The organism is Roseomonas gilardii subsp. gilardii, assembly GCF_023078375.1.
GTDB lineage: Bacteria > Pseudomonadota > Alphaproteobacteria > Acetobacterales > Acetobacteraceae > Roseomonas > Roseomonas gilardii.
The window spans coordinates 1,902,333-1,916,907 of sequence record NZ_CP095554.1; the positions used below are offsets into that span (position 1 = coordinate 1,902,333).

Here is a 14,575-nt window from a genome sequence, read left to right on the forward strand (position 1 = left end):
ATGGCCGACGGTTTCTCGGATGCCTCCGGCTTCCTGCTGCGCGATCCGGCCCTGGTGCCCGCCCCGGCCAGCACATCTGTCCTGCGTCCGGCGATCGCGGATGCCGGTGCCCCGCCTCTTGCGGCACGGCCCGGATCGCCCACGGAGCTGCGCCGCCGGCTGCTCAACGAGGGCGAGGCGGCGCTGTCGGAGGAGGACATGACCACGCTGCTGCTGGGCTTCGTCCTGCCCACCGATCCGCGCGCCCTGGCGCAGGCGGCGCTGCGCCGCTTCGGCAGCTTCGCTGCCCTGCTGTCGGCCAGCCAGCGGGAACTGCGCGGCGTGCCCGGCTTTGGGACCCACAGCATCGCGGCGCTGAAGCTGGTGCAGGAGGCGGCGCTGCGGCTTGCGCGGGCGGAGGTCATGGCGCAGCCGGTGCTGGACAACTGGAACCGGCTGCTCGCCTATCTCACCGCCTCCCTGGCGCGGGAGCGGATCGAGCAGTTCCGCGTCCTCTTCCTCGATGCCGAGGAGCGTCTGCTGGCCGACGAGGCGCAGGCGCGCGGCACGGTGAACCACACGCCGGTCTATCCGCGCGAGGTGGTCAAGCGCGCGCTGGAACTCGACGCCGCGCGGCTGATCCTGGTGCACAACCATCCCAGTGGCGATCCCACGCCCTCCCGCGACGATCTGCTGATGACCGACCAGGTGCGGCAGGCGGCGGAATGCCTGGGCATCGTGTTGCAGGACCATGTGATCGTGGGGAACGGGCGCCACACCAGCTTCCGGCGGGAGGGGCTGCTGTAGGGGGCGGGCGCCGTCTCCCGCCCTCAGCGCCTGGAGCGGCGGCCTGCGGGGCGCTTGGCCCGTGCCTTCGGCCGGCTTTTTGGCGGGGCGATGGGCCTGGCTTCCGGGATGCCCTCCGTTCCGGCATAGCGCTGGAGCGTCGCGCCGGCGGCGAGGTGCGGATAGGCCCGGGTGCCTTTCGGCCATGTCCTCGCGAAGGCGGCCACCTCGGCGTGGTCGTGCCCACGGATGGCCTGGACAAGACAATACGCCGCCTGGGCTGGGCGCAGCCGCTGCTGGCGCAGCAACTGGTGATACCACTCGCGGGCGCGCAGGGGGCACCAGTCCACCAGGGCTTCCTGCAGGGCCCGGCGCACCTCGGCCGGCAGTTCCTCATAGGCCCGGTAGGGGTCGCCCCTGAGCTTGCTGTACGGCTTGGCCGCCATGCTGTTGTCCATGGCGGCCTTCTACAGGAGGGAAGACCCTGGGGAAATCGCGCCGCCAACCGCCTGCCGCCCGGCACATATGCGCCGCACCGGACGTAACCGGTGCCTCAGCCGCCCTCGCGCGCCAGCAGGGCCCGCGCCAGGGCCTCGAACTCGGCGATGCCCAGCGTCTCGGCGCGCCGCGTCGGCTCGATGCCGCAACCCGCCAGCAGCGCCTCCGGCTGGCCCAGGGATTTCAGCGAGCCGCGCAGCATCTTGCGGCGCTGGCCGAAAGCGGCGGCGGTGACGCGCTCCATGGCCCGCGCCAGGGCGGGGGCGGGCTGTTCCGGGCGCGGCACCAGATGCACCACGGCGGACCAGACCTTGGGCGGGGGCGAGAAGGCACCGGGCGGCAGGCGCAGCACCATGCTGGCCGCGCAGCGCCATTGCGCGAGCACGGCGAGGCGGCCGTAATGCTCCGTATCCGGGGCGGCGACGATCCGCTCGGCGACCTCGAGCTGGAACATCAGGGTGAGCGATTCCCAGAGCGCGGCCTGGGACAGCCAGTTCACCAGCAGCGGCGTGCCGACATTATAGGGCAGGTTGGCCACGACCTTGCGGGGCGCGCCGGTGATGGCGGCGGCATCCACCGCCAGCGCATCGGCCTCCAGCACCGTCAGCCGGCCCGGGAAGGCAGCGGACAGTTCCGCCAGGGCGGCGATGGCGCGGCGGTCCAGCTCGATCGCGGTGACATGCGCCGCCGGGGCGGAGAGCAGGGCGCGGGTCAGCCCGCCGGGGCCGGGCCCGACCTCCACGACATGACGGCCGGCGAGGTCGCCGGCCTGCCGCGCCACGCGCTCGCAGACCGCGGGGTCCAGCAGGAAGTGCTGGCCGAGCGACTTGCGCGCGTCCAGCCCATGCCGGGCCACCGTGTCCCGGAGGGAGGGCAGGGCGCCGGGGGCGTCCGGCCCCGGCACGGGGGGCAGGGTGCCGGCCATCAGCCGTCCCGGGCGGCGCTGGGCTGGACGCGCATGTCGATCTGCGCCTGCCGGCGCAGGTTGCGCTGCTGCTGCTGCGACACCAGCTCGACACGCTCTCGCAGGATCTGCGCCTTGGCCATCTCCGGCGTGTACTGGGCGAGGTTGCGGCTTTCGCGCGAGCAGACGGCGATCACCAGGATGCCGTCCGGCGTCACGATCGGCTGGCTGGCCTTGCCGGGCGAAAGGCTGGCGACGAGCTGGCGGAGCTGCGGCGGCTCCAGCGTCTCCTGCCGCACCTGTCCGGGATCGGCGGGGCGGACGCTGCCGGCGGCGCGGTTCGCCGCCTCCACCGCGTCGCAGCCGCCGGTCACGCGCTGGGCCTTCTCCAGCTGGGCGTGCTGCTGCTCGGTCGGGTTCTGCGGGTCGAGCTGGCTGGTGAAGGGCAGGAAGGCCTGGCGCAACGTCACCAGCGTGGCGATGTCACGGCCGGTCTCGCGCTTCTGCCGCAGCGCGACGATGCGGTAGCCGCCCGGCACGCGCACGGCGTTGCTGATGGCGCCGACCGGCATCTGCGTGACGATGCGGGCGATCTCGGGCTCCAGCTCGTCGGGGCGGACCCAGCCGAGATCGCCACCCTGCAGCGCCGTCTGGCTCTGCGAGAACTGCGTCGCGGCCACGGGGAAGGGCATGCCGGCGCGCAGGCGGCCGACCACGTCGTTGACGAAGCGCTGAACCTCGTCGGCGCGCGCCGGGTCGTCCACGGGCACGAAGATCTCGGAAACCTGGTATTCCGGCTGGCCGACGCGTGCCTCATGCGATTCCACGCGCTCGCGGACCTCGGCCTCGCTGGGCTCGGCCTGCTGGCCCAGCGCCTGCCGGATCAGGCGCGACCAGCCGATCTGCACGCGGATCTGGTCGAACAGCACCCGCGTGTCGACGCCGTTGGCGCGGAGCTGCGCCACCAGCCCGCCCTTGGGCAGGTTGTTGCGGCTCTCGATATCGGCGAGGGCCGTGGCCACCTCCTCGTCGCTCACCACGATGCGGCGGCGGCGCATTTCCTGGAGGCGCAGCCGGTCGTCGATCACGAGACGCACGATCTGCGGCTCCAGCCGCGTGATCAGGTCGCTGGAGGCACCGAGGCCCGTGGTCATGGCGAAGAGCTTGGCGCGGCTCGCCACCTCGGACTGGGTGACCACGTCGCCGTTCACCACGGCGACGATGCGGTTCATGTTCTCGGGCCCCTTCTGAGGCGCTGGGGCGGCCTGTCCGTGCCCGGCGCGCGCGGGGGCGGGGCTGGGCCTGGGCCGGGAGGCTGGCGGGCAGCGCCAGCGCCACGGCCAGCGCCATGGCCAACGGGGAGGCCAGCGGGAAGGAAAGGGAAGGAAGGGGGCGTCGCATGGGCTTGTTCCGGGATCAGGTCCGCCCGCCGGCTGCGTGGCCCGGGGTCCGGGGGCCGGTTCCGCGGGGCGGGAAGGGCAGGGGGAGGGCGGGTGTCACAGGCGGGACATCACGGGGAGGGAAAGGGGCGGGCATCAGAGGGCACGGAAGCCGAAATCGCCCAGGGTCTTGAAGCCGACCCGGATGAGCAGCGTCGTGGAGGATGGATAGAGGGTGCCCGAGGACTGCTCGGCATAGGATTTGTAGAAGCGGGTGTCGAAGATCAGGCACTCGTCCTCGTAGGTGAGGTTCGCGCCGACGGAGACGCCGCGCTTGAGCTCCAGGTCATAGCGGCCGAAGGCACCGGTGGACCAGTGCTGGTTGACCCTCACATTGGCCGAACCATAGACCTCCCGCCGGTAGGTGGAGGGTGTCAGGTAGGTCTGCGGTACGGAGTAGAAATAGCCGGCCGTGGTGCTGACGGGGATGCCGACCAGCCCGTTGAAGTCGAGCCGCGAGGAGACGTCGACCATCTGCCGGTCGAAGCTGCTCTTGTCGAAGCGGCCGCGGCCGATCACGCTCAGCCAGGGCGTGGGCGAGACGCGGATGCGCGCGACCACGTCCGAGACCTCGTCGCGCAGGCCGGAATTCGTGGCGAAGACCTCCTCCTTGGAGGCGCGGTAGGACTGGCCGACCAGCCCCTCGACCTGGCCGCCATTGGGGAAGAACCAGGCCGAGCGCAGCGCCGCATCGATGCGCGAGCCGCCTTCCTGCCGATCGCGGCCGGTGAAGCGGTTGAGCGAGAAGAGGTTGGCGTCGCTGAACTCGAAGTCGAGGCTGTCCTCGTTCGGGATCAGCGTCTGGCGGCCGGTGGCGGGGCCGGTCACGATCTGCACATGCGGCTCGATGAGCTGGCTGCCATAGGCGCCGGCGGAGCGGATGAAGGGCATGCGCCAGTCGATGGCGGCGCGGACATTGGCGGTCGCCATCTCCCGGCTGCTGACCGAGGCATAGAAGGGCGCCTCGTTGAAGTCGCTGGCCGAATAGCCCTGCGCATCCCCCTGGAACCTGAGGGTCCAGAGATCACCGAGCGCGCCGTAGCGCGGCAGGTCGTAGGTCAGGCGGGTGGCGAGGCGGCGGGTGTCCGCGCCCTCGGTGCGGAAGAGGTTGTAGTTGGAGGTGTCGATGGTCGCGAGGCCGCCGAGGCTGTCGGGGCGGAAGGCATGCTCGAAATAGATCGTGGGCAGCGCGTAGGGGATCTGCCCCACATCGTCGACGTCGCGCAGGCCCTGATAGGCGCGGCTGTCGATCTTGGCGTAGGTGTCGGTGCCCCAGAAGCCCTCGGCGTAGATGTTGCTCGTCAGGACGCGCTGGGTCGGGAAGCGGAAGGCGCGAAGATAGGATTCCGAGGTGGCGCGGTTGACGTTGAAGCCGACGCGCCAGTTCTCGTCGATGTTGAACGTGCCCTTGCCGAAGATGTGGCCGCCGGCACCGGTTTCGTTGTTGACCCGGGACGAGCCGTCGAGTTCGCCGACCGAGCCCTGGATGTCGATCTGGCCGAAGTTGAAGCGCTGGCGGTAGCGCGCGGCCAGCGACGGGGCGATCCTGGTCGAGATGGTCGGCGTGAGCGTCAGGTCGGAGCTGCCGTCGATGGCCCAGTAGTAGGGCAGCTCGACGAAGCCGCCGAGATAGCTCGTCTGCCCGAAGGAGGGCGAGAGGAAGCCCGAGGAGCGCGGCGCCGAGGGATCGGGCATGGAGAGATAGGGCGAGTAGAAGACCGGCCAGCCATCGAGGCGCACCTGCGCGTCGCGGAAGCGGATGCGCTGCGCTTCCTCGTCACGGGTGGCGAGGCGGGACTGGATCTGCCAGAGCGGCGGGCGCGTCGGGTCCTCGGCGCAGAGGTTGCAGGCCGAATAGACCGGCCGTGCCATGTCGGTGATGGCGCCGCCGGGGCGGTCGGTGCGGCGGGCGCCATTGGCCACCAGCTTGCCGTTCTGGGCGAGCAGGGCGCTCATCCCCTCCAGCACGCCGTCCTTCATGTTGCCCGTCAGCTCGGCGCGGTCGGCGAAGAGCACCTGCCCGTCCGGCTGGAGGAGCTGGACATTGCCTTCCGCCGTGGCGACGCCGGTGTCGCGGTTGTAGGTGAACTTGTCGGCGCGCAGGATCTGCTCGTTCTGCCAGGCCTCGACATGGCCGGTGGCGGTCACGATCTTGCTGTTGTCGTCGTAGTCCACCTGGTCGGCGGTGAAGGTGACCGGGGCGTTGCGGTCGGCCGGGCTGCCCACCAGGCCGCCGAAGGCGGCGCTGGGGCCCGGCCGGGCCGGCGCGGCGGCGCCGGAGTGCGTTCCGGCCGGTGCCCCCGTCGTCTGGGTTCCCGTCGGCGTACCGGTTGGCGTCGTGGTACCGCCTGTGCCGCTTTCCTGGGCTCCCAGGGGCCCGGCCGCGAGAAGCAGGCAGAGGGCCGTGCCGCCCAGCAGGGACGGGCGCAACGCCATCCCGCGCGGCCGGGCGGCGACCCGGAGTGCGGCGGGGCGGGAAGCCCCCGGAATGTCCCTTGGGATGTTCCGTGGGATGCTTCCTGGGACGATGCCTGTCGGCGCATCAGCCGTCCTCCAGATGCAGCAAAAGGGTCAGGGCCAGCAGCAGGCCGGCCAGGGCGGGTGCCCAGGCGGCCAGGACGACGGGAAGGGTGCCGGTCTCGCCGAACTCCCCCGCCACCCGGTCCAGAACGAAGAGGGAGAAGCCGGCCGCCACGCCGAGGCCCAGCATCTGCGCCACGCCGCCGCGCCGGGCCTGGCGCATGGAGAAGCCGGCCGAGAGCAGCGCCATGGCCAGGCTCAGCACCGGCAGGGCCAGCAGGGACTGGTAGTGCAGGCGGTGCCGGACCGCCGAGAAACCGGCCGATTCCAGCACCCCGATGAAGTCCGGCAGTGCCCAGAAGGAGAGAGTGTCGGGGCTGGCGAAGCTGTCCTCGATCCGGGCGGGCGTCAGGTCGGTGGGCAGGGTGATCCGTCCGGGCTCGGAGGCGCGGCGGTCCTGCCCGAAGGTCACGGCGTCCTCCAGCACCCATTCGCCGACGCCGCCATGGCTCTGCAGCTCCGCATGCGGCGCCTCGACGCGGGCCAGCGGCCTGTCGTCGCCGGACAGGCGCCAGACGCTGACGTCGTCGAGCTTCAGGGCGGCACGCTCGATCCGGTTGCTGTTCACCGCCGGCCGCCCGGCCAGGATGGCGACGCCCTGCGGCTCGATGGTCCGGTCCGCCTGCCGCAGCCAGAGCCGGCCGCCGGCCAGGGCGGTGATGCCGGAGGCGTTGCGCAGGTAGATGCCGTCCAGCCGCTCCGCCCGGGCCAGCATGGCCGAGGAGAGCGGCGAGATGCCGGTGGTGGCGACGATGCCGATCAGCAGGGCCACCGCCGCGGGGCCGGTCAGGAAGCCCCAGGCCGAGATGCCGGCGGCACGGGCCACCACCAGCTCCGAGGAGCGGGACAGGCGCCAGAAGGCGACGATGCCGCCCAGCAGCACGGCGAAGGGTAGGATCTGCATGGCCATGAAGGGCAGGCGCAGCCCGCCGATCGTGGCCACGATGCCGAAGCTGGCCTCCGCCCGGGTGGCGGCGCGCCGCAGCAGCTCGATGAAGTCGAACAGCGAGACCAGCCCGGTGAGCGCCAGCAGCATGGCCAGGACCATGCCGGTGAAGCGCCGGGCCACATAGAGGGTGAAGGTGAGGGGCAGGCTCATGCGGCGGCGAGCCGCCGGCGGCGCGGCCAGCCGGGCATGCCCGACAGGACCCAGGCGGAGATCAGGCCGGGGCCCACCGCGTGCAGCCAGATCAGCGGCACCAGGGCGTTGTTGCGGGCGGCGAGGTTGCCCACGGCGAGTCCCAGCGCCAGCAGCCCGACCACGGTGCCGACCCCGACGCCGATGGCGAAACCGCCGCCGTGGCGGCGGAAGCCGCTGGCCAGGGCGGTGGCCAGGCCGACCAGGGCGAAGGAGAGGGTCGTCAGGGGATTCGAGAGGCGCTGGTGCGCCTCGGCGTAGAATTTGCGGATGTCGCGCTCCGGCAGGTTCTCGGCGGGGTCGGGGTGCAACAGCTCGCTCACCGAACGTTCCCGCGAATCGCGGTTGCGGGAATCATCGTCGCTCCGGCCGGTGCGGGCCAGATCCACGCTGTTCTCGCCGAAGGTCAGCACCGCGAGGCGCAGGGTCGGCGGCGTGCCGGGCGGGCTGCCGGCGGGCGGGGCCACGCGCTCGACCTGCTGGCGCTGGCCGTTGAGCAGGATCACCCGCGGGCCGCTCGGGGTCTGGGTGATGCGCCCTTCCTCCGCCAGGATGGTCACCGGGGCGCCGGCGTCACGGCTGTCCTGCACCAGGATGCCACGGAGCGTGCCGTCGCGCTGCCGCAGCCGGGCATAGACGGTGAGATCGTCGCCGACGCTGCTGAAGACCCCTTCCTGCACCAGGATGGCGGCCATCTGGTTGCGGATCTCGAACTGCCAGGTGCGGAAGGCGGTGTGGCTCATCGGCACCAGCCAGAGCTGCAGCATGAAGCACAGGCCGGTGGCGATCACCGCCAGGTACAGGGCGGGGCGGGAAAGCTGCCACTGCGACAGGCCGGCCGCGCGCATCACCACCAGCTCCCGGTCCGTGGACAGGCGCACATAGGTGAAGAGCGTCACCACGAAGGTCGCGATGGGCAGGATCACGGCGAAGAAGGAGGGCATCAGCAGCCCGGTGAGTTCCAGGAAGACGGCAAAGGACAGGCCCCGGTCGAGCACCAGCTCGATGAAGCGGAGGCTCTGGGTCAGCCAGATGAGCAGCGCCAGCCCCACCGTGACCGCGATGAGGGCGACGGCGAGCTGGCGGAAGATGTAACGATCCAGCCGTGACATGGCGGGGGCAACCTATCCAGCCGAGGGGGCGCCGGCAAATCGGCGCCCCGGAACCGCCAGCCTCTACAGCCTTTCCGTGGCCTTTCCGAGACTTGTCGTGGCTTCTTCGCGAGGCCCGGAAACCCGCTGTTGCAAACAGGTGCCGGAGCCGGGGGTGGCCGGGGTCAGCCGGGGAAGACCTTGCCGGGGTTCATCAGCCCCTTCGGGTCCAGCGCCGCCTTGATCCGGCGCATCGCCTCGTACTCCGCGCCGCCGCGCCAATCGGCCAGCATGTCGGTCTTGAGCCGCCCGACCCCGTGCTCGGCCGAGAAGGAGCCGTCCAGGTCGCGGACCACGGCGTTCACCGCCTCCATCAGGTCATGGGCCCGGGCCAGGAAGGCGGCGGCGTCCATGCCCTCGGGCTGGACCACGTTCATGTGGATGTTGCCGTCGCCCATATGGCCGAAGGGCACCGGGCGGCAGCCGGGCACCAGGGCCTGCATGGCCTCGGCCGAGCGGCGGATCATCTCCGGCACCCGGGAAACGGGGACGGAGACATCATTCTTCACATTTCCGCCGGCGCGCTTCTGGGCCTCGGCATGCTCCTCCCGCAGCCGCCAGAGGTTGGCGGCCTGGGCCTCGCTTTCCGGCAGGGCGGCGTCGAGCACCTCGCCGGCCTCCAGCGCCTCCTCCAGCACCGCCTCCATCAGCCCGCGCAGGTCTGCATCGGGGCGGGAGGAGGCGAGGTCCACCAGCACATAGTGATCGGCGCGTTCGGCCAGAGGCAGGGTCGCGCCCTCGATCAGGCCCGTCACGAAATCCATCCCGGCGCCGGACATGTATTCGAAGGAGCGGACGCTGCTCTCGTCCCGGTCGCGGAAGCGGCGGAACAGGGCCAGGGCCGCGTCCTCGTCCGTCATGGCGCAGAGGGCCAGGGCGGTGGTGCGGGGGCGGGGGAAGAGGCGCAGCACCGCGGCGGTGATGATGCCCAGCGTGCCCTCGGAGCCGGCGAAGAGCTGGCGCAGGGCGAAGCCGGTGTTGTCCTTGCGCAGCCGCCGCAGCCCCTCGACCACGCTGCCGTCGGGCAGGACGACCTCGATGCCCATCAGCAGGTCCCGGGCATTGCCGTAGCGCACCGTGTTGTTGCCGCCGGCATTGGTGGCCAGCACGCCGCCGATGGTGGCCGAGCCCTCAGCGCTGAGGGAAAGGGGGAAGAGGCAGCCCGCCTCGGTGGCCGCGTCCTGGGCGTTCTTCAGGATCACCCCGGCCTCGGCGACCATGGTCATGTCCACCGGGTCGATGTCGCGGATGCGGTTCATCCGGGCCAGGGAAAGCACCACCTGCCGCCCGCTCTCATCTGGCATGGCGCCGCCGACCATGGAGGTGTTGCCCCCCTGGGGCACCACGGCCACGCCCGCCGCGCTCAGCAGCCGCATCGCCGCCGCGAGTTCCGCCGTGCTGGCCGGGCGCAGCAGGGCGGGCGAGGCGCCGTGATAGAGGCCGCGCCAGTCGGACAGGAAGGGCGCCATGTCCGCCGGGTCCGTGATGAGCCCGCGCGGGCCCAGCAGGGTGGAGAGCGCGTCCAGCAATGCCGGGGGCAGCGCGGTCGGGGCGGTGTTGGCGCGAGGGGTGGCCGTGGCGTCGGTCATGGTGCCGCAAGGGAGGCCAAGTCAGGTCTCCCGGTCAAGAGACCCGGTGCGGCGTCACATGGGACCGCGCCGTGGCCCCTATCGGGGGGGCGGGGCAGGCGCTGTGCCTCAGGTGCGGTGGATGACCTTGCGCGGGCCTTCCAGGCCGACCGCGCAGAGATGGAAAGCGGGGCGGAGGGTCGCCTCGGGCTCGTCATCCCCGATGGGCGGCAACGGGCGGGGGGCGGCTTTCGGGGTGCGGCGCGCGGCGACTTCCTGCGGCAGGCCGAAGACGGTCCCCCGGGCGCCGAAGGTGCCGTCGCAGGACATGGCGGGTTGGGGTGGAATCGGGGCATCGGAGGAGCCCGCCGGGGCGGCCATCGCCACGCCAGACATCATCAGGAAGAAGCCCGCCACCACCATGCGCATCCCGTCTGCCCTCCTCTGTTGCAGATATACAACTCCGCACGTATGAGATGGTAATTCTGCCACATATCCTATTGACTGTGGCCAATTTCCAATCGGCGTTTCCAACGCGAAGCCGAAGGCCCGGTTTCGGCGTTGGGCGGGCACAGCAACACGAGCGGCAGAGGTAGGCCTGATGAGCGACCGCCCAGACCCCACCGGCACCGACCCCACCGGCGCCCCCGACAATGATGACGATCTGGATCTCGGGATCGCGATTCCGACCGTCGTGAGCATCATCGACACCGCCCGCCAGGTGGACGAACTGGTGGAGGATGAGGAGAACGAGGACTTCCAGGACGAGGAGGCGCCCGACGATTCCGATCCGGAGGGCCTCGCCGAGATGCTGGAGGAGCAGATCACCGCGCTGAACGAGGACGAACAGGCGGCGCTGATCGCCCTCGCCTGGATCGGACGCGGCGACTACGAGGCCGAGGACTGGGAGGAGGCGCTGCGCCTGGCGCGGGAGCGCAACGAGCGCGGCGACGCGGCCGCCTATCTCACGGGCATGGAAATGCTGGGGGATCTGCTCTCCGAGGGGCTGGAGGCGTTCGGCATCTCGCCGGAAGAAACCGCGCGCTGAGGCCGGGCCGTCCCGGGGGAGAGGCGGCGCCTTTCCCCTGGGGACATCGCAAAACCCGGTTTGGCCTTCAGCCGCGCATCACGCGGGGCCCGTCCAGCCCGGCGACCTCCCGGACCAGCTTGCGGCGCACGGCATTCTCGAAGGCTTCGAAATCAGCAGCCGAGATGAGGAAGGCGCCGGGGCCGCCGATCACGTTCTGGCCATAGTACTGGTCGAGCGGCAGGGGCGGCATGCGGCCATAGGCGGGGCGGTCGTTCATGATCGGCAGGCCGTTGATCACGATCCCGTCCGCCACGGCCCGGTCGCGCGCTTCCTCGGCGGGCGGGCCGCTGTTGTTCACCCCATCCCCGGACACGTCGATCACCCGCCGCATCGCCTCATAGGGCATGTCGTCCAGCAGCTTGTGCGAGAAGTCGATGCCGCCCGAGATCGAGGTCCAGGACAGGGACTGGCGCGGGGCGCGGTCGAGCGCATCGGCCCAGCCATCGGCATCCGCCTGGCTGGCGATCTGGGTCCAGGGGATCACCAGCCGCTGGTACTCCGCGCCCGCCCATTCGACATAGGCCAGGGCGATGCTGCCGATCATGCCGCCCCGGATCGCGGCCACCACGCGGGGATCGGTCACCGCCTTGCGGTAGCCCTCCCGCTGCAGCCGGGCCTCGTCCTCATCGATGGAGCGCGACACGTCCACGGCGAGCACGAGGGCGACGTCCACGGGTTCCGCGGCGCGGGCCAGCCCGGAATGGGCCATGAGGCCCGCGGCCCCACCAGCGATCAGCAGGGATCGACGGCGCATCAGCACACTCCCGAATGACCAAGGGGGAGTCAGTGCATCAGGATCGCAATGTGCATCGCAACAGAATTCGGACCGGTCCGGTCACGAATGCGGGAAAGCCCTGTGCCTGGTTCGTTGCCGGGAGACTCGCGAGAGACTTCCCGGCGGCGGCCGGTGGCGTCCCGCCCTGGTGGCGGTCAGGCCGGGCGGTGGGGAGGCGGCAGCAGGACCCCGGGCAGCGTGGCCGCATCCGGCACCCAGCCCGCCGTGCCACCGGGCATCCCTTCCGGCGCCGGGCGCAGCAGCGGCGTGGCGAAGCCCGCCGCCACCGGCACCTCCGCCGGCCAGGAGGCGCGCCAGCGGTCGCCCTGCGCCAGGCCGACGCAGAGGCCCACCGGCCTCACCCCGGCCGCCGCCAGCAGGGCCAGCCCGGCCAGGGCCGAGCTGCCGGTGCTGATCACATCATCCGCCAGCAGCACGCGTCGCCCTTCGAGGCGGTGCAGCACGCGCGGGTCCAGCCAGATCCGGCGCTCGTCGGTGGCGGTGGAGGAGGAGACGGGCACGGAGGGAGCGTCCGCGCCATACCAGCGCTTGCGCGAATAGCCGGCGGCGACCCAGTTGGCGTGGCCCAGCGCCTCGGCCACCGGGGCGGCCAGGACATGGCCCAGGGTCGGCAGGCCGCAGACCACCTCCGCGCCCAGGGGGCGGGCGGCCTCGGCCATCCAGCCGGCCAGGGCGCGTACCACGGCAAAGGAGGCCTGGTTGGCGATGAAGCCCGTCACCGCGATCGCGCCATAGTCGCGCAGCGGCAGCCAGAGGCGCGAGCCGTCCGGCATCGGGGCGGGGAAGCACTGCCCATAGGGCGGGCCGGGGTCCTCGGACGCGGCCGAGAAGGATTGCCAGAACTCCATGCCGCCGCCGGTGCCATGGCGCGCGGCACGGGTCCAGCGGCAAAGCCGCATGCCCGGCCTCCGGTGCCAGGATCGGGTCCCCGAAGGGCCATGGCGGGGTGGCGCGGGGCGGTCTATTCTCAACCGGTCTTCACGATTTGGATAACGGATCGCAACATGATGGCCTCCCGCCGCGCGCTGCTGGCCGGCACCGCCGCCGCTGCCTTCGCCATGACCCATACGCGCTGGGCCGAGGCCCAGTCGCCGTCCGGGGTCATCGTCTTCGCCAAGCAGATCGACGACCTGATCAGCCTCGATCCGGGCGAGTGCTTCGAGTACACGGGCTCGGAGATCTGCGGCAACGTGTACCAGAAGCTGGTGAGCACGCCGAACAGCAACCCCTCCGAGCTGGTGGGCGAGCTGGCGGAGAAGTGGGAGGCGTCGGAGGACGGCAGGACCTTCACCTTCACGCTGAAGGAGGGGCCGAAATTCGCCTCCGGCAAGCCGGTGACGGCGGAGGATGCGGCCTGGTCGCTGCAGCGGGCGGTGATCCTGAACAAGACCCCGGCCTTCATCATCAACCAGTTCGGCTACACCAAGGACAACGTGGCGGAGATGATCCGCGCCACCGGCCCGCGCACGCTGGTGATGCAGACGGCGCAGGAGACGGCGCCGACCTTCCTGCTCTACTGCCTCTCCGCCGTGGTGGGGAACGTGGTGGAGAAGGCCGTGGCGATGTCGCACGAGCAGAACGGCGACCTCGGCAATGCCTGGCTGAAGCAGAACTCCGCCGGTTCCGGCCCCTATGCGGTGCGGAGCTGGCGGGCGAGCGACAGCGTGACGCTGGAGGCCAACCCGCACAGCACCGCGGTGCCGAAGACGAAGCGCGTGATCCTGCGCCACATGCCCGACCCCTCGGCGCAGCTTCTCGGGCTGCAGCGGGGCGATATCGACATCGCGCGCAACCTGAGCTCCGACCAGATCCGGCAGGCCAAGGCGGACAGCAACTTCAAGGTCCAGTCGCAGCGCAAGGCCAGCCTGCTCTATGTCGCGATGAACCAGAAGCATCCGATCCTGAGCAAGCCGGAGGTGCGTCAGGCGATCAAGATGGCGATCGACTATGACGGCATCCAGAAGAACATCGTGCCCGACCTCTATGCCGTGCATCAGGCCTTCCTGCCCGAGGGCCTGCCCGGCGCGCTGACCGACAAGCCCTTCCACCACCAGATCGCCGAGGCCAAGGCGCTGCTGGCCAAGGCTGGGCATGCGGACGGGTTCGAGATCACCTTCGACTACGCCTCGGTCTCGCCCGTCAGCGACATCGCCCAGGCGATCCAGGCGAACCTCGCCGAGATCGGCATCCGCGTGCGGATGCTGCCGGCCGAGCAGCGGCAGGTGCTCACCCGCGTTCGCGCCCGGCAGCACGAGATCTCGATGAGCCGCTGGGGCAGCGACTACTTCGACCCGAACTCGAATGCCGAGACCTTCGCGGTCAACACGGACAACAGCGACGACGCGCGCAACCGCACCTCCGCCTGGCGCTCCTCCTGGCTGATCCCGGAATATTCCGCCCAGGTGGTGGCCGCGGCGAAGGAGCGCGACGCGGCGAAGCGGACGGCGATCTATCTGAAGCTGCAGAAGGAACTGCAGGAGCACAGCCCCTTCGCCTTTCTGCTGCAGGAGATCGAGGTCGCGGTCAGCCGCAAGGGCGTGAGCGGCTTCGACATGGGGCCGATGAACGACCGCCACCGCTATGTGGAGATCGTGAAGGCCTGATCCCGGTCCGGTTGGCGCTCCGCACGGGCGCCAACCGCCGGCG

The 14,575-nt window shown here is 71.1% G+C and carries 13 protein-coding genes; 3 read left to right on the plus strand and 10 right to left on the minus strand.

The features are described from left to right. Nucleotides 1–786 carry a RadC family protein gene (radC, locus tag MVG78_RS08420; protein ID WP_247559927.1) on the plus strand — a complete coding sequence of 262 codons (786 nt, stop codon included), beginning with the start codon at nt 1–3 and terminating at the stop codon, nt 784–786. A 23-nt stretch (nt 787–809) separates the two neighbouring features. Here the strand turns inward: radC and MVG78_RS08425 are convergent, their stop codons facing one another. The 8 genes from MVG78_RS08425 to MVG78_RS08460 form a co-directional block, all read right to left on the minus strand. Beyond that, nucleotides 810–1,223, minus strand: coding sequence for a DUF6525 family protein (locus tag MVG78_RS08425; RefSeq protein ID WP_247559929.1), 414 nt, complete (start codon nt 1,221–1,223; stop codon nt 810–812). Between the two features lie 95 nt (nt 1,224–1,318). After that, nucleotides 1,319–2,188: a 16S rRNA (adenine(1518)-N(6)/adenine(1519)-N(6))-dimethyltransferase RsmA gene (rsmA, locus tag MVG78_RS08430; RefSeq protein WP_247559931.1), complete on the minus strand. Its 870-nt coding sequence runs from the start codon at nt 2,186–2,188 to the stop codon at nt 1,319–1,321. Continuing rightward, complete coding sequence (locus MVG78_RS08435; RefSeq protein WP_247559933.1) at nt 2,188–3,399, minus strand: peptidylprolyl isomerase; 1,212 nt, start codon at nt 3,397–3,399, stop codon at nt 2,188–2,190. The genes rsmA and MVG78_RS08435 overlap by 1 nt, the downstream gene beginning before the upstream one ends. 303 nt (nt 3,400–3,702) lie before the next feature. Further along, on the minus strand, nt 3,703–6,042 hold the full coding sequence (locus tag MVG78_RS08440) for an LPS-assembly protein LptD (RefSeq protein WP_247559935.1): 2,340 nt from the start codon (nt 6,040–6,042) through the stop codon (nt 3,703–3,705). A 106-nt stretch (nt 6,043–6,148) separates the two neighbouring features. Continuing rightward, complete coding sequence (lptG, locus tag MVG78_RS08445; RefSeq protein WP_247559937.1) at nt 6,149–7,285, minus strand: LPS export ABC transporter permease LptG; 1,137 nt, start codon at nt 7,283–7,285, stop codon at nt 6,149–6,151. Further along, nucleotides 7,282–8,436, minus strand: coding sequence for an LPS export ABC transporter permease LptF (gene lptF / locus MVG78_RS08450; RefSeq protein WP_247559939.1), 1,155 nt, complete (start codon nt 8,434–8,436; stop codon nt 7,282–7,284). Before lptF ends, lptG begins: the two co-directional genes overlap by 4 nt. A 164-nt stretch (nt 8,437–8,600) precedes the next feature. Continuing rightward, nucleotides 8,601–10,064 carry an FAD-binding oxidoreductase gene (locus tag MVG78_RS08455; protein WP_247559941.1) on the minus strand — a complete coding sequence of 488 codons (1,464 nt, stop codon included), beginning with the start codon at nt 10,062–10,064 and terminating at the stop codon, nt 8,601–8,603. Nucleotides 10,065–10,172: 108 nt separating this feature from the next. Next, nucleotides 10,173–10,472, minus strand: a complete 300-nt coding sequence (locus MVG78_RS08460) for a hypothetical protein (RefSeq protein WP_247559943.1) — start codon at nt 10,470–10,472, stop codon at nt 10,173–10,175. A gap of 172 nt (nt 10,473–10,644) precedes the next feature. On the opposite strand from MVG78_RS08460, the gene MVG78_RS08465 reads away from it, so the two are divergent. Next, on the plus strand, nt 10,645–11,091 hold the full coding sequence (locus MVG78_RS08465) for a DUF3775 domain-containing protein (protein WP_247559944.1): 447 nt from the start codon (nt 10,645–10,647) through the stop codon (nt 11,089–11,091). A 67-nt stretch (nt 11,092–11,158) separates the two neighbouring features. On the opposite strand, the gene MVG78_RS08470 is transcribed toward MVG78_RS08465, so the two are convergent. Together MVG78_RS08470 and MVG78_RS08475 are read right to left on the minus strand one after the other, a co-directional pair. Continuing rightward, nucleotides 11,159–11,887 (minus strand): DUF1194 domain-containing protein, encoded by a 729-nt coding sequence (locus MVG78_RS08470; protein ID WP_247559946.1) that lies wholly within the window; start codon nt 11,885–11,887, stop codon nt 11,159–11,161. 176 nt (nt 11,888–12,063) lie between these two features. Continuing rightward, nucleotides 12,064–12,828, minus strand: coding sequence for a phosphoribosyltransferase (locus tag MVG78_RS08475; protein WP_247559948.1), 765 nt, complete (start codon nt 12,826–12,828; stop codon nt 12,064–12,066). A gap of 105 nt (nt 12,829–12,933) precedes the next feature. On the opposite strand from MVG78_RS08475, the gene MVG78_RS08480 reads away from it, so the two are divergent. Beyond that, the gene (locus MVG78_RS08480) at nt 12,934–14,532 is read left to right on the plus strand and encodes an ABC transporter substrate-binding protein (protein WP_247559950.1); all 1,599 of its coding nucleotides are present in this window, start codon (nt 12,934–12,936) and stop codon (nt 14,530–14,532) included. The last annotated feature ends 43 nt before the right edge of the window (nt 14,533–14,575 follow it).